Annotated in this window: 19 protein-coding genes; 1 reads left to right on the plus strand and 18 read right to left on the minus strand. The window is 39.4% G+C overall.

What is annotated here, in order from left to right; genetic code table 11:
- Window positions 1-168: 168 nt before the first annotated feature.
- The 13 genes from G499_RS0118040 to merTP form a co-directional block, all read right to left on the minus strand.
- A complete protein-coding gene (locus G499_RS0118040) occupies window positions 169-957 on the minus strand; it encodes a DUF1828 domain-containing protein (protein ID WP_027001086.1) in 789 nt (262 codons plus the stop codon).
- Complete coding sequence (locus G499_RS0118045; RefSeq protein WP_027001087.1) at window positions 954-1,475, minus strand: DUF6978 family protein; 522 nt, start codon at window positions 1,473-1,475, stop codon at window positions 954-956. The genes G499_RS0118040 and G499_RS0118045 overlap by 4 nt, the downstream gene beginning before the upstream one ends.
- Window positions 1,472-3,082 (minus strand): type I restriction-modification system subunit M, encoded by a 1,611-nt coding sequence (locus tag G499_RS0118050; protein WP_027001088.1) that lies wholly within the window; start codon window positions 3,080-3,082, stop codon window positions 1,472-1,474. The genes G499_RS0118045 and G499_RS0118050 overlap by 4 nt, the downstream gene beginning before the upstream one ends.
- Window positions 3,083-3,506: 424 nt before the next feature.
- On the minus strand, window positions 3,507-3,860 hold the full coding sequence (locus G499_RS0118060) for a hypothetical protein (RefSeq protein ID WP_154658538.1): 354 nt from the start codon (window positions 3,858-3,860) through the stop codon (window positions 3,507-3,509).
- Window positions 3,861-4,672: 812 nt separating this feature from the next.
- On the minus strand, window positions 4,673-5,323 hold the full coding sequence (locus G499_RS0118065) for a formylmethanofuran dehydrogenase subunit E family protein (RefSeq protein WP_027001091.1): 651 nt from the start codon (window positions 5,321-5,323) through the stop codon (window positions 4,673-4,675).
- A 62-nt stretch (window positions 5,324-5,385) separates the two neighbouring features.
- Window positions 5,386-5,844, minus strand: a complete 459-nt coding sequence (locus tag G499_RS0118070) for a DinB family protein (protein WP_027001092.1) — start codon at window positions 5,842-5,844, stop codon at window positions 5,386-5,388.
- Complete coding sequence (locus tag G499_RS0118075; RefSeq protein ID WP_027001093.1) at window positions 5,841-6,815, minus strand: permease; 975 nt, start codon at window positions 6,813-6,815, stop codon at window positions 5,841-5,843. Before G499_RS0118075 ends, G499_RS0118070 begins: the two co-directional genes overlap by 4 nt.
- A gap of 12 nt (window positions 6,816-6,827) precedes the next feature.
- A complete protein-coding gene (locus G499_RS0118080) occupies window positions 6,828-7,211 on the minus strand; it encodes a rhodanese-like domain-containing protein (RefSeq protein WP_027001094.1) in 384 nt (127 codons plus the stop codon).
- A 4-nt stretch (window positions 7,212-7,215) separates the two neighbouring features.
- Window positions 7,216-7,452: a thioredoxin family protein gene (locus G499_RS0118085; RefSeq protein WP_211231645.1), complete on the minus strand. Its 237-nt coding sequence runs from the start codon at window positions 7,450-7,452 to the stop codon at window positions 7,216-7,218.
- Between the two features lie 85 nt (window positions 7,453-7,537).
- On the minus strand, window positions 7,538-7,843 hold the full coding sequence (locus tag G499_RS0118090) for an ArsR/SmtB family transcription factor (protein WP_027001096.1): 306 nt from the start codon (window positions 7,841-7,843) through the stop codon (window positions 7,538-7,540).
- A gap of 185 nt (window positions 7,844-8,028) precedes the next feature.
- Entirely contained in the window at window positions 8,029-9,150 is a 1,122-nt protein-coding gene (locus tag G499_RS0118095) for a serine hydrolase domain-containing protein (RefSeq protein ID WP_027001097.1), read from the minus strand.
- 453 nt (window positions 9,151-9,603) lie between these two features.
- The gene (locus G499_RS22350) at window positions 9,604-9,813 is read right to left on the minus strand and encodes a GDCCVxC domain-containing (seleno)protein (protein ID WP_081413894.1); all 210 of its coding nucleotides are present in this window, start codon (window positions 9,811-9,813) and stop codon (window positions 9,604-9,606) included.
- Window positions 9,810-10,412, minus strand: a complete 603-nt coding sequence (gene merTP, locus G499_RS0118100) for a mercuric transport protein MerTP (protein WP_027001098.1) — start codon at window positions 10,410-10,412, stop codon at window positions 9,810-9,812. Before merTP ends, G499_RS22350 begins: the two co-directional genes overlap by 4 nt.
- 19 nt (window positions 10,413-10,431) lie before the next feature.
- Here merTP and G499_RS0118105 point away from each other — a divergent pair, with 19 nt between their 5' ends.
- Complete coding sequence (locus G499_RS0118105) at window positions 10,432-11,151, plus strand: hypothetical protein (RefSeq protein ID WP_154658539.1); 720 nt, start codon at window positions 10,432-10,434, stop codon at window positions 11,149-11,151.
- A 358-nt stretch (window positions 11,152-11,509) separates the two neighbouring features.
- Here G499_RS0118105 and G499_RS20750 read toward each other — a convergent pair whose 3' ends face one another.
- From G499_RS20750 to G499_RS0118130, 5 genes are all read right to left on the minus strand, one after another.
- Window positions 11,510-12,193: an alpha/beta fold hydrolase gene (locus G499_RS20750; RefSeq protein WP_245576769.1), complete on the minus strand. Its 684-nt coding sequence runs from the start codon at window positions 12,191-12,193 to the stop codon at window positions 11,510-11,512.
- Entirely contained in the window at window positions 12,190-12,351 is a 162-nt protein-coding gene (locus tag G499_RS22355) for a hypothetical protein (protein ID WP_245576770.1), read from the minus strand. Before G499_RS22355 ends, G499_RS20750 begins: the two co-directional genes overlap by 4 nt.
- Before the next feature lie 246 nt (window positions 12,352-12,597).
- Window positions 12,598-12,810, minus strand: coding sequence for a hypothetical protein (locus G499_RS0118120; protein WP_027001101.1), 213 nt, complete (start codon window positions 12,808-12,810; stop codon window positions 12,598-12,600).
- Window positions 12,807-13,361: an ATPase gene (locus tag G499_RS20755; RefSeq protein WP_081413895.1), complete on the minus strand. Its 555-nt coding sequence runs from the start codon at window positions 13,359-13,361 to the stop codon at window positions 12,807-12,809. The genes G499_RS0118120 and G499_RS20755 overlap by 4 nt, the downstream gene beginning before the upstream one ends.
- Window positions 13,362-13,367: 6 nt before the next feature.
- On the minus strand, window positions 13,368-13,751 hold a 384-nt coding region (locus tag G499_RS0118130), incomplete at its 5' end, for a hypothetical protein (protein ID WP_211231646.1).

Raw genomic sequence — 13,751 nt, forward strand, 5'->3', positions numbered from 1 at the left:
CAAATCAAAAAAATCAAGGTTCAGATGCTTATATGTTTTCCAATTGCTCATTTGTCTGCACGATGATTTTTGTGATTATTTAGATTGCCTTGATTTTCTGTATCCTGTTCATCAGGCAAATCAAAAGCATCAAGGTTCAGACGCTTATATGTTTTCCAATTGCTCATATCAGGAAGCTAATTTGAGTTTACGGATATTGTCTGGATTGTGGCGTTGGCTCCAAAGAATGTGCTTCGCTCCCTTGCTTTCTAAGGCAGACAGGTATTCATCATTCACTTCACGGTCAATGTCGTTGATTACCGCTAAACCGATTATTTCCTTTTGCGTCTGTTGTTCACGTACTTTTTTAATGTCATCCCAAGTAAACAGAAAGTGCGGCAGATTCATTTTATTTACCGAGTTGAAAGATTTAATCACAATCTCGGTGTTTCGGTAGGCAATCTGAAAATCAAACGTAAATTCAAGTCCTGTGCTCCCTTTGGAAATAAAGTAAGGCGTATAAATCAGTTCCTGTTCGTCTAAATAGGCTTTTACATCTTCCCTAAAAACAGAAGCCACCGTATGTTTTGCCAAATAGTACATATCGGCAGTTTCTGAAATGGCAGAAATCAGGTTTAGCTTCTTTTGCGGAAAATCTCGTTCGGTTGCTTCGGTAGTTAGTTCATCATTGCTGATACGTACCCCATAGTTGATAAGAATGCGGTCGAGTATTTCTTTTCGCTTGGGCGAACGGGTGATTTCAAGTCCGATCAATTCCAAATTCCTGAGCGTATTGCCATCATCCGATAGAATGATTTTGTTGCCTTCTTTTTTGGCATAGATGTCCACCGTGTCGTTGAACAATCCAACGAACGGGGTACTTATTTCTACCCAATCAGACGAATTACTGGCGGTCACCAAAGTTTTCTCCTTCAGGAAAGCGTAGTAATCGTTCATTAAACTATTTATCCAATTCATAATATTCTCATTTGATGGTTGAAACGAATGGCAGTTTTCAGGTTGATTTTCTGAAAGAACGCATTGAGCGTTTTGGTATAATCTTCCCTGCCATTCAATTCTTTCACGGGGAAATCGTCCAATTCCAAAGGAATTGCCCAAGCCAAAGGTCTGTATCCGTCCACCACATAATGGATATGCCCTGCGTAATCATCCAACCATTGTCCTGCAAAAGGTCTGAACTTTTCAGGTACAGTATCCAAAATACCAACGGGGTTCAGGTGCCTTGAATAATAATCTACCCTAAGCAATCCGTTTTGTGTGCTGTTGTCCTGATGGTGCAAACTAATTTTCAACGATTTCTTTTCGCTTTCTTTGATGTCAATCAACAAATTTTGGTCTAAATCATCAGGTGCGGAAAGCGTCAGGCGAAAACTCATTGGATATTGAATGTCCAAAAAATAGCTTTCTACTGTGTCACCATTTTGCACCACATACTTATCAAGTCCAAGAAGGTATTCAGCTAATTCTACGGTCATACTTCTATGGTTTTATGTGGTGTAATTTCAAATCCAATCTTTTTCAGGTTTTGGACTATCGCTTCGTCCAACTCCTGCGCCTTTTGCATTTGTGCTGAAAGGGTAGCCGTGAGCATTCGCATTTTCTCTTCAAATGCCTGTCCGTCTTCTTCCACTACTTTGAAATCAATGTATCGCCCTGGGGTCAGGATGTAATTGTTTTTGCGTATGTCTTCGATGGTGGCACTTTTGCAGAAACCGGCAATGTCTTGGTAAGTGATAAGTGAAGAGTGAACAGTTAAAGGTGTTTTATCTTCCAACTTTTCGCTTTTCACTTCTCGTTTTTTACTCCTCCAAGCGTGGTAGGTGTCGGCAATTTTTTTGATGTCGTTGTCTGTCAGTTCACGCTGTTTACGGCTTATCATTGTACCAAATTCTCTGGCATCAATAAAAAGTACTTCATTGGTGCGGTTTCGGAATTTGGTGGTTTCGGTTTTGTTGCGTGCCAAAAACCACAAGCAAGCGGGAATTTGGGTGTTGTAAAACAACTGCGAAGGCAAAGAAACCATACAGTCCACCAAGTCGGCTTCAATCATCGCTTTTCTGATGTCGCCTTCGGTGGCAATTTCAGAACTCATACTGCCGTTTGCCAAAACAATTCCTGCCGTGCCATAAGGGGCAAGTTTGCTCACAAACAATTGCAACCAAGCATAGTTGGCGTTTCCTGTTGGCGGTACGCCAAATTTCCATTTGTGGGTTTCGGCTTTATTGATATTGTAATCGCTCACATTAAAAGGCGGATTGGCAATGACATAATCCACTTTCAATTCGGGGAATTTGTCGTTCATCAAGGTATCACCCAATTCTATTTTGGCATCAATCCCACGGATTGCCAAATTCATTTTCGCCAACTTGTAAGTAGTCGGGTTGCTCTCTTGTCCGAAAATAGAAATTTTGCCTTTTCGGTGCTCGTGCATTTCAATAAAGCGTTCACTTTGCACAAACATTCCACCGCTACCACAACAGCCGTCATATACACGTTTTTCAGCTTCGGGGGCAAGCATTTCTACCAAGAGTTTTACGATGCTTTGTGGCGTGTAAAATTGTCCGCCTTTTTTGCCTTCGGCATCTGCAAACTGTCCTAAGAAATACTCAAACACAAAGCCCAAAACGTCTTTGTCTTTTCCGTTACCGCCTTTGCTCAACGTAATTGAGCCAATCAGGTCAATGAGTTCACCAAGTCTTTGTTTGTCGAGTGCTGGTCGAGCATAATCTTTCGGTAAAACGCCTTTCAAAGAAGCATTGTCACGCTCAATGCTGTCCATTGCTTCGTCAATGTCTTTCCCGATTGTAGGCAGTTTGGCTCTGCCTTGCAGCCATTTCCAACGTGCTTGCGGTGGCACATAAAAAACCCGCTCGGCTGTGTATTCGTCCTTGTCTTCTGGGTCGGCTCCTGTTTCGTGTTTGGTTGCTTCTAATTTTTGATACAATTCATCAAAAGCATCTGAAATATATTTTAAGAATATCAAACCCAATACAACGTGTTTGTATTCAGCCGCATCCATATTATTGCGGAGTTTGTCGGCTGCTTGCCAAAGGGTTTTTTCTAATGCTAAATTCTCGCTCATTTGTTGTCAGTAAATCTAAATTTTTAATTGCAAAGTTAATTTTTAAATGCCTGTTATTCTTGTCAAACCGTGTCTAATGTCGGTGGGTGCGTTGGGGCAAAAGCAAATGTGCTGCATTGCGTTGGCTTTACTCACGATTAGATTGTTTTTAAAAAGGTGTTCGTGAATGCTGAAGCATTTGAGCGTGGGGATGCAGCTCTTTTGATTTTGCTGAAGCGTTGGCATTTTGTCTTTCATTTTTCTGTTCGTTTATTGTTAGCACTGTCGTCTTTTAGGGTGAGGCATAACGGTTTGGGCTTGGCGAAGAAGCGGAATGAGAAGCACAAAATTTCAATTTTTCACAAATGTTTATTATTATTTCGAATGTTCAATTTAGCACTGAACCAGCTTTTTTGCAAAACGCCTGTTAGCGGCTGTGTTGTTGTTATTCGAGTGTTGTTCCGTCACCAAAAATAATTTTCTCGGGTGTCCAAACAACCTTTATATCTTTAATGCTTTTACTTCTAAGCCTTGTGTCTTCGTCCATGAATTGATTATAGTCAGTCGTGTATGACTTCTTTACAATTTTCCCCGCAGGTATTCCTTCGTCTTCGACAAGATTAATGGCTTTTATTTTCTGGTCGAACAAGTCAGTGATTAATAACGAACCTTTTACAGCTCTTATGTCTTTGTCGCCTTTGTTTTCGTAAGCAACCTCATAGGTCAAATAATCCTCCCAATCAGCCTTGTAGTAACCCTTGTCATACAATGCTACCGTTAGTTTAATGGGTTGTTGCAAGAGGTCAAAGCGAAGAACAATCCTGCAATTGTCAGTGTGAAGATTGATTTTGTCATGTTTATTTATTTAATGGTTTAAGGTGACGAATTTATGAAACATTGCCGCTAACGTCAGTCTGTCCAAAAACCAACTCTTGTGAAGATAGCAAAAAGCCAAGAAAAATCCATAGCTTAGGGAATAAAATTTATTACAGGCAAAGACAGGGCTACTTACAGCCTTACTGCTCCCCTTGAGGGGCTGGTATCTCCTGACAGTGTGGTGCGGCGCATAGACCTCTTCGTCGAAAGTTTAGACTTAGCTCCTTTGGTTTTTTTTGGCTAATTTTAAGCCACTTACAGGAAAGATATTTTGTGTTTTTCAAAGTATTCGTACCAAATATGCATCTCGCTACGAGCTTGTATCGCCTTGGTACAGCGTGTTTTGATGAGTTTTTAGACAGATTGACGTTTTGCCGCTATACACAGGCAGGGTTTTAACCACTGAATTTCCTACGAAGACCGAACTTTAAATTTATCACTTTCCTGTACTATGAAGCACGAATTGAAAATCAGCGAAGCTAAACCCCTGCCTGCGTATAGGTGATGTTATGCCTTCGCCCTTCTTTTTTGTATGTTGATTGTTCGTTCATATTTTCGGTTTTTGTCGTGCGTTGGCTTGGTGGCTCTTTTGCATCCCGATAGCTATCGGGATGGCTTGTGTGTTGGCTTCCTTCGACAAGCTCAGAACAGGTGTGCGGTTTTGCAATTGAAAATCATGAGCACCCTTGAAATTAAATTTAGACAAGCGAATAAATGTACCACCAAAAGCCTGGGCTATTTGCAGTCGGGAAGGTTTTTGTTTATTATGTCTGTCTTCAAGTAATCGTTTTTGGTTTTAGGTTGCCATTCAAAATGTTGAATTTCTTTAACCGTAAATAGTTTTGTTGGGTCTGATTGGATTAAATTTTGAGTGAAATCGTCTTCCAATTTCTGCAAGTGGTCAATGTCGCAAGGGGAAAGCTTTTGCTGAATGGCGATATTTCCTAAACTGTCAATTGCTGTTGGTTTTACACCATTGTTTAAGGAGACTGAAACCGTTTTTAAGTTGTCAATCCTTTGTATGATGTAAAGTCCTTCAAATTCTGCATCCACATAGAAAGTGTTGAATTGGTATCGTCCACCTGTTAGATAAATGGCAACATCTGTCAAGCAGGGTGATGGCTTGCTAACGATTCGTAAATTTGTTCTGTCAATTAGTTGATTGGGATATAGTTCTTTCATTGCTTCTTTCATTGCAAATGCTCCAACAACCAAACCGTCACATAAATGACCGTGAAATTTTTCGAGGTCATCAATCGTGATTTTTTGCTTGTGGGTTAGCCGTCCTTTTGAAAAGTCAGTGTCTATCGTTTCAAACTCAGGGAATTTGTCCGAAGTGTTGCAAGAAGCAAAGGCTAAAAGTATTACACACCAAAAAGTTTTCATATTCTTTTGAAATAGATACACAATAAGAAGCCGGTATTTTATGTGGTCATTGTATTTGAATTTTAAATGTTTCCGTATTTATTGAGGATTGCCAACTGCCCAGCGTGGTAAGCGGTGTGTGATACAATTCTGCCAAAAGCTTCGGCTTTGGTTTTAGTGCCAAATTCTTTGGTCGTGATTTGAGTTTCCCAATCGGTATCTGTTTGTTTTTCAACAATAGATTTTAGTTTCTCGAAGGATTCAGATACATAGTTTTTCAAGACTTCCAAGTCTGTCCATTCGCCTGTATCGTGTTTGTCAATGACTGTTTTTGCAGTTACTTTTACTTCGCTTGCACCAAACACATTTTTAGCAAAAAGCAATTCTACGTCACCAATATGGCGAATGAGAAAGCCCACCGAATTAGGTGAATTACCCAGTTTCTTTTGCAAATCATTTTCAGTTAGATTTTCTAACTGATTGGAGAATCGAGTTCGGGATTCAATCCAAAGTTCGAGGAGTGTATCCGTTTTTGATTTCATAGCAAAATGTTGAATAAAAATCCCGAAAGGATAATGAATAATGTAACTACTCCGAAATAGACGGCAATCAATTTCAGGGTCATTGCTTTTTTTAGTAAGGTTGCTTCGGGGATGGACAAGCCAACTGTTGCCATCATAAAAGCGATGGCTGTACCAAGTGGTACCCCTTTGGCAACAAATACTTGAATGACGGGAACAATTCCTGCTGCATTGGCATACATAGGTACGGCAAGAATTACAGCTAATGGAACTGTCCACCACTGACTACCACCCAAATATTGGCCAAAGAACTTTTCCGGAACATAGCCGTGCATGGCCGCACCGATGGCAATACCGATAATGACATACAGCACAACCCCTTTGACAATATCCCAAGCACCACGAGTGATTTCGGGTAATCGCTGACGAAAAGTCAATTGTTCTTCTTCGTATTCGCCTTGTTGCATTTTGTTTTCAAGAATTTTTTTCACCCAATCGGATAGTAAAGGTTCCAAGTTGAACTTTCCTAAAAGCCATCCGCCAATTGTACCTAACAAAATACCTGAAATTACGTAAATCAAAGTGGCTTTTATTCCAAACATTCCCAAAAACATGGCAATAGCGACTTCGTTCACCAATGGCGAAGTGATGAGAAAAGCAAAGGTTACACCCAATGGAATGCCACCTTGTACAAAGCCAATGAACAAAGGCACGGAAGAACAAGAACAAAAAGGGGTAATCGCTCCAAAGATGGAAGCAAATAAATATTCAAGTCCATACAGTTTTTTTCTGTTCAGGTAGTTTTTGAGCCGTTCGATGGGGAAATAGGCGTTCACTATTCCCATTAAAAACACAATCAAAAACAATAGAATAAGAATTTTCAATGTGTCGTACACAAAGAAATTTAAGGCTGTGCCTAAATGAGTTTCTGCACCTATTCCGACAACAGAATAAATCAACCAATCAGCGAAATGTTGTATCCAGTCAAACATAGTTGATTTGTTTTAACAACAACCCGAAGATGAGCAACAAGAATCGCCACCTGTTACAATCGTTGTATCGCCTTTTGTAGGAAAGCCTTTTTGCACCCAACGAGCAATGCCGTGTTGCATATTCACCACATTGGTGTAACCGTGATTTACTAAAAATCCGGCTGCTCTTAGGCTTCTTCCGCCACCTTTGCAAACCATTACTACATCTTTGTCTTTCGGTACTTCGGTGTAGCGTTCTTCAAATTCGCTTAAAGGAATGTTGATGATGTTTGGCGCATCGTAAGCTAATTGTGCCACTTCATCTTTTTCACGAACATCTACCAACAATGCTCCTTTTTTTAACCATTCTTGCGCAGTGGTAGGGCAAATTTCTTTTACTAAAGTTTGATTTTCCAAGGGTTTATTTTTTTAGGAGTTCAACAATTTCGCTCACTTGGGCAACTCTGCCTTTGATTTTGATTTGCTCATCAATCATCAAGACAGGAGTAGTAAGTACATTGTACTTCATCATTTCTTCAATGTCTTCTACTTTTTCCACATTGGCCTCAATATTGGTTTGTTTGAGTGCTTCGAGCACATTGCTGTAGGTAGTTTTGCACTTTGGGCAGCCCGGACCTAATACTTTTATCTGTATCATATTTTTAAGGTTTTATTGATTCAGTTCGTAAATATACGAACATTAATTCGTAGTTCGTAGTATTACGAACATTATTTTTAAAAAATTATTCTAAAACCTTGTTCAGCAATGATTTAGCAAGTTTGAAATTTTCCCTGTTGATGCAATACTTGGTAGTGGGTGGCGTAATATCACCTTGAATCAATCCTGCGTCTTTTAACTCTTTTAAGTGTTGAGAGAGGGTTGATTTTGCGATGGGTAGTTCCTCTGCCATATCTCCGTGATAGCAACAGGCCTGAGAATTGAGTAATTCCAAAATGGCAATGCGAACAGGGTGTCCTAATGCTTTTGCAAATCGAGCAGTCTGCTCTTGTTCTTTCGTGAAATAATCGTTCTTAATACTACTTGGCATCTTTTATTGAGTTGTTGTTCGCAAATATACGAACAATATTTTAGAAAACGATTCGACGCGGGCAACTATTTGTTTTGGGTGGTGGGGACAGTTAGGCAGAATTCAAGTGATTTTCAGGATTTTCTTGATTTTCCATGATTTTCTGGCTCTTTAAGCAAAATCGCTTCTGTTTGAGTACAGATATACTATGGTGCATCGATGATTTCATTTATTTTATTTCTGATAAGTGTATAAGGGGCGGATTGGGGAGTGGGTTGTGTATTGACAGCACCTAAACTTCTTTGCACAAAAAGAATTCCGATAACATTTCTTTTTTTATCAATCCAAGGACTAAACCCAAATGCACCCTGAGAGCCAAATGCAGTCGGAATGCCATTGGTGAGTTCTTCGACCCAGCAACCTAAGCCATACCGAAAATTTTGCCGAAGCGGGTCGCCATCGTAAGGTGTAAAGGCAATAGGCACTCCATTGGTTTGGTCTTTAAGTATTTCATCCACAGCAGTTTTTGAAAGAACTTGCACGCCATTAAATTTTCCATCATTTAAAAGCATCAACAATAAGTTGGCAAATTCCATCATACGTGTACCTGCTCCGCCAGCAATCCGATAGTTGGTGGTATTGCCCAAAGCAATATAATTGGTATTGGGCATCAGGCATTTGTCTGCCACTTGTTCCTTAAAAATGATGTCCCAGGTTTTGCCTGTAACCTTTTCGGCTATTCCACCAGCTACGTGCATACTTACACCTCCATAAGCGAATTGCGACCCATTGGGGGCATATGGCATAGAGGCTCTTGGAACGTTATTTGTTCCTATCATTCCGCCTTGCCCTATGCCTCTTACAGCCTCCTGAAGATTGATAAGGTCGGTGCTAATCCACTGACTACCACCTGAAAAGCCGGCGGTATGCGACATCAGTTGCCTTAATGTGATGTCTTTTCTGTCAGTAGCGGAAAACTCTGTAGGATAAAAAGTGCTTACTTTGTCATTTAGGCTCATTAAGCCTTTATCCACCAACGCCATCACTGCAACCATTGAAGGAAGTTTTGAGCCAGAGGCAATAGGAATGTAGGTATTGTCGGTATAAGACCCAAAATACTGTTTGTATAATACTTTACCGTCTTTGTCCATTAATATCAACCCTGCATTTCCACCAAAGGCAGTAAGATTATTTTGCATAATCGCTGTGAGAGCAAAAAAATCTTTGTCTTTGAGAGGAGGTGCGACCGGCTGTGGGTCGTTTTTTTTACTGCAAGCTGCAAGTAGGATACCTATTGCAAAAGCAGAAACGGTGATAACTTTCATCATACCAATTGGATTTATTACTAAGCCTTAGACACAACATTGGTGAAAAGGTTTAATGTTGATTGGTGGAAACTTATCTACAATGCCCGCTAACGGCAGCCTGCCTAAAAATCAACTCCTGCGAAGATAGCAAAAAGCTAAGAAAAATCTATTTTTTGCTCTTTTGTGGCTAATTTTAAACCACTTACAGCAAAAATATTTTGTACTTTTCAAAGTATTCACACCCAACATGCGTCTCGCTACGAGCTTGTATCGCCTTGGTACAGCGTATTTTAATGGGTTTTTAGACAGATTGACGGTTTGCAGCTTTGCGAAGGCGGGGTTTTTCAGCACAAATGTTCATTTGAAAAACTGAACTTGAACCTTGCACTAAACTGTCATAGAAGCACTGAACCCGCCATTTTGCAAAACGGCTGTTATGCGGTCGGCTTTCTATTTCTGTCAGTCGCTTCATTGTCAATTACAGCAATTTGTTCCTGCTTGAATGGGTGGACATTTTACTGTCCCATAGCTACAATAAACGCAACAGTCGCCCTGTTTTGGCTTTAAAACTTTCTTGCAGTTTTCACACTCGTAAAAATATTGGCAAGCGTCTGTCGGCATTGTTTCTTCTTTTTTGTGTCCGCAGTCGAGGCAGGTGATTGTTGATTGCAGTATGATGTTCATTTTATTTCTTTCTTGTCGGTTACTGAATAGCCTGTTTTTGAAATGGCTTTTTGTATTTCTTGAAGGTCTGTTTTGGTCTTGTCAAACTCCACGATTGCATTTCCATTTTCGTATGAAACGCTTGTGTGAATTATTCCTGTCAGTTTATTTATTTCGTGGTTTACGTGTTGTTCGCAACCTGTGCAAGTCATTCCACTAATTGTAAATTCTGCTTTCTGAATGTTTGCTTGTTCTGTTACAATTAATTGTTTCTCCGACTTAGGGAAAAAGATAGGAGCATAAGTCGGAAACGCAAGCATTATTCCTGCAAAAACAGTCACGATACCCAAAAATGTTTTTGTTTGAATGAATGGTGTTTTTTCTTTGGTGTCACAATTACAGTCCAATTGTTTTTGAGGTTTTAGTTTCTGATACCAAGCAAACCCAAGCACCAAAACAGTCAAGCCGATTAAATATGGTCTTAAAGGGTCAAGCCAAGAAAAAGTCGAAGCAAGACCACTTGTCCCTGCCAACAAAGCCAAAACAGGGGTAATACAACAAAGTGAAGCCGAAATTGCTGTCAGTAGTCCAAGTCCTGCGAGTTTATTTTCTGATTTCATTTTTTATCTTTCAGTTCGTTTGTTGTCGTTTTTTAAGCTGCCGCTAACGTCAGTCTGTCCAAAAACCAACTCTTGTGAAGATAGCAAAAAGCCAAGAAAAATCCATAGCTTAGAGAATGAAATTTATACTCGGCAAAAACAGGGCTACTTACAGCCTTTAAAATCAAGTGGCGAAACGCAAATTTCTACCACCGACCCCGAAAGTCGGCTGCTCATTACCCGCAACAATATCACCGAAGTTGCTTACAATGTCCAGACCAGTGTAGATGCCAAAAACAACTTACTGATAGACTTCAAAGTAAGCAATGAAAACGACAGCAATGCGATGGGAGGTATGCTCAGAAGGGCAAAAGCGATTTTGAAAACCAATCAATTTAGAGGACTCTACGACAAAGGCTACCACACAGGCAGCCAATTTGAATACGCTCAAGATTTAGGTATTGAGGTCTTAGTTGCTATTCCTGCGGTTTCCTCACACGCTCCCGATACAGCTTATGACGTATCAAATTTTAGTTATAACAAGGAGGCCGACCACTATGTATGCCCTGCCCAGGAAATTTTGAATAGCCGAGAATGCCGCCCGAATGGGAGCAAATTTACCCACTTATTTGCGAAGGCAGGCGATTGTAGAACACCCCTACGGCATCATCAAGCGACAATGGGGATTTTACTACATTATGACCAAAAAAACCATCAAGCGAGCTTCAGCGGATGTAGGTCTGATGGCGATAGCGTTTAATTTATACCGAATTTTCAATATTTTAGAGCCAGAAGTATTGGAAAACTACCTCAAATCAGCTTTTTCTACTTTTTGGAATTTGATGTCTGATTTTAAGCCCTTTCACTCAAAGCATTTTGTACTTTTTAAAGTAAGTTGCCTCAGGGGTGCAGCTTGCCACAGGCTTGCATACCCTTGACAGAGAGGCAAATAAGGGGTTTTTAGACGGTTTGACGGTTCTCAGCTATACGCAGGCAGGGATTTTAACCACTGAATTAAAAAAAAAACTTTTCTGTCCTACGAAGCACGAATTGAAAATCAGCGAAGCTAAACCCCTGCTTGCGTATAGCTGATGTTAGCGGGTCGTTGTTCTTATTTATCAGTCATTTATATGATTTTCAATTCCATCTATTATTGTTGTCCAATCTTCTAAATGTAATTCGTGTCCTGTTCCTACAAGTGTAATCAGTTTAGAACCTTTTATTTTTTCGAGTAAAACACTGACATTTTTGTAATGCAAAATTTTGTCTTCAGTTCCATGTATAACAAGGGTTGGCTTCTTTATTTCGGTAATCCTATTCCAATATTCTTCTCCACCTTGTAGTGTTGCGTGATTGAACATACTGATATAATTTCTCGCTCTCTTAAATTCTTCTCTGATATACTTTTCGGTTCTTCCATTATCAAATGCTTTTTTGCCTGACATCAAAGCAAACCCTTTAATCATATAATTCACAACGCTATCTTCATTGGTCCAGTCAACAGATTCAGCATTACCGTGGTGTTCAATAATTCGAGTATCCATCTCAGGAATAGTTGGGTCTGAGTCTCCCCAAGGTCCTGTTGAGAGAAGAGTTAGTGAATGAATTCTGTTTGGATATTTAATTGTGGCGATTTGAGCAATTAGTCCGCCTAATGACATACCAACCAAATGTGCTTTATCAATTATATAATCGTCTAAAATTGCAATCAAATCATCAGTCAGATTTACAATGTCATAAGGTGCGCTTCCTGGTTCATAAAAAGTTGATTGTCCTACGTCCCTATTGTCATAACGAATCACAAAAAACCTTTATTAGCCAATTTTTGGCAAAACTCCGTGTCCCAATAAAGCATTGAAACTGTTGCACCTGCAATTAACAAAATTGCAGGGTTATTACTTTTCCCGAAACTTTGGGTAAAAAGTTCAATTTCATTTGTTTTTACTATTTTCTCTTTCATTTCTATCTTATTCTGTTTGCAACTGATAATTGTCAGTCCGATTATAAATAGCAGAATTATTTGTTTCTTCATTTTGCCTGAATGTATGTTGTTGTCCTTTACAATGCCCGCTAACGGAAAAATGTTTGCGAAGGGCGGGATTGATAGCACTTCCCTTGCCTTACGCACAAAGTTTATAGAAAACATAAAAGCCTAAATTACGCACATTAGCCCGCCTTTTCGCAAACATAATGTTGTGGGCTGTTTTTAGTCTTTCGTACTCTCGTTTGCTAGCGGATTTTCTGTTACGATTTCTCCGTTTGGTAGTTCATAAAAACGTTTTCCATTGACTACAAAGTCGTTGGGCAAACCATTTTTTCTGTTTATTTCTTTTGCCTCTTGTACTGCCTTACTGAACAAATTAGTAAAGTAAGATGCTGTTTGGTAGGCTTCAAGATTATCTAATTTCTGTACTCTCATTTTTCAAAGTCGTTTAAAAAGTTCTGAAATAAGTTTTCAATTTCTATCACAAAATCTTCGCTATTACCTATGGCTACTCTTTGCGGTGCAGTATCGGTTGAGTTATAAATCATCACCCAACTATGTACTAAACTTTTGTAGGTATTCCAAAAGTTCGTTTTACTGCGGTAATATCTACGAATTACGTCTTCATCAGGCACAAAATGTCCGCCAAGTTTTACTCGCAATTTTATCCTTTGTATGCAGTCGTTTGGATTATCCAAAAATACGTACACTAATCGGGTAACATATCCTTGCTGTTTTGCTTTATCAATGGCTTTTACAAGATAGTTTCCTGACAAGGTACTTTCTAAAACAAAACTTGTTTCAGTTTCAATAAACTTGTCAAGTCGGCTAAAAAACTCTTTGCCTGCTTGTAATTTTGAAACGCCTAACTCTTTTTCAATTTCGTCTGCGTTCAAAAACTCAAAGCCTGTTTCTGACAAAATCTGTTTTGAAAAGGTCGTTTTTCCTGAACCGTTTGCTCCTGCTATGATGATGAATTCTTTCATTGGCATTTACTTTTCATAAGCATAAGTCCCATCAGGTTTTACAAATGCCTGAGCAACTTTATCTGCGTTTGTTTGATTTCCATTGGAAACAAACCAATCGTAAGTTGAATGAATTAGCGTGTAAGTTCCACGCCCACCAGTATATTCTGTACCACAGCTCGTTTCAAAACCAATCTCATTTAAGTGATTGGCAAGGTTTTCGGCTGTCATTGTTGTTTTGTTACCAACCAAAGCGTTAGCCAAGTGTCCAATATGTTCCTTTTTGTTCATTTTTAGTTTTGTTAAAATAGCCCACAACGTCAGTCTGTCCAAAAACCAACTCTTGTGAAGATAGCAAAAAGCCAAGAAAAATCCATAGCTTAGGGAATAAAATTTATTACAGGCAAAGAC

Origin of the sequence: Eisenibacter elegans DSM 3317 (assembly GCF_000430505.1) — a bacterium.
In the GTDB taxonomy this organism is placed as follows: Bacteria; Bacteroidota; Bacteroidia; order Cytophagales; family Microscillaceae; genus Eisenibacter; species Eisenibacter elegans.

Excerpts from the sequence above, each read along its gene's own strand:
- G499_RS0118040 (WP_027001086.1), bottom strand. The coding sequence starts at position 957 with ATGAATTGGATAAATAGTTTAATGAACGATTACTACGCTTTCCTGAAG.
- G499_RS0118045 (WP_027001087.1), bottom strand. The coding sequence starts at position 1,475 with ATGACCGTAGAATTAGCTGAATACCTTCTTGGACTTGATAAGTATGTG.
- G499_RS0118050 (WP_027001088.1), bottom strand. The coding sequence starts at position 3,082 with ATGAGCGAGAATTTAGCATTAGAAAAAACCCTTTGGCAAGCAGCCGAC.
- G499_RS0118065 (WP_027001091.1), bottom strand. The coding sequence starts at position 5,323 with ATGAAAACTTTTTGGTGTGTAATACTTTTAGCCTTTGCTTCTTGCAAC.
- G499_RS0118070 (WP_027001092.1), bottom strand. The coding sequence starts at position 5,844 with ATGAAATCAAAAACGGATACACTCCTCGAACTTTGGATTGAATCCCGA.
- G499_RS0118075 (WP_027001093.1), bottom strand. The coding sequence starts at position 6,815 with ATGTTTGACTGGATACAACATTTCGCTGATTGGTTGATTTATTCTGTT.
- G499_RS0118085 (WP_211231645.1), bottom strand. The coding sequence starts at position 7,452 with ATGATACAGATAAAAGTATTAGGTCCGGGCTGCCCAAAGTGCAAAACT.
- G499_RS0118090 (WP_027001096.1), bottom strand. The coding sequence starts at position 7,843 with ATGCCAAGTAGTATTAAGAACGATTATTTCACGAAAGAACAAGAGCAG.
- G499_RS0118095 (WP_027001097.1), bottom strand. The coding sequence starts at position 9,150 with ATGATGAAAGTTATCACCGTTTCTGCTTTTGCAATAGGTATCCTACTT.
- G499_RS22350 (WP_081413894.1), bottom strand. The coding sequence starts at position 9,813 with ATGAACATCATACTGCAATCAACAATCACCTGCCTCGACTGCGGACAC.
- merTP (WP_027001098.1), bottom strand. The coding sequence starts at position 10,412 with ATGAAATCAGAAAATAAACTCGCAGGACTTGGACTACTGACAGCAATT.
- G499_RS22355 (WP_245576770.1), bottom strand. The coding sequence starts at position 12,351 with ATGAAAGAGAAAATAGTAAAAACAAATGAAATTGAACTTTTTACCCAA.
- G499_RS0118120 (WP_027001101.1), bottom strand. The coding sequence starts at position 12,810 with ATGAGAGTACAGAAATTAGATAATCTTGAAGCCTACCAAACAGCATCT.
- G499_RS20755 (WP_081413895.1), bottom strand. The coding sequence starts at position 13,361 with ATGAAAGAATTCATCATCATAGCAGGAGCAAACGGTTCAGGAAAAACG.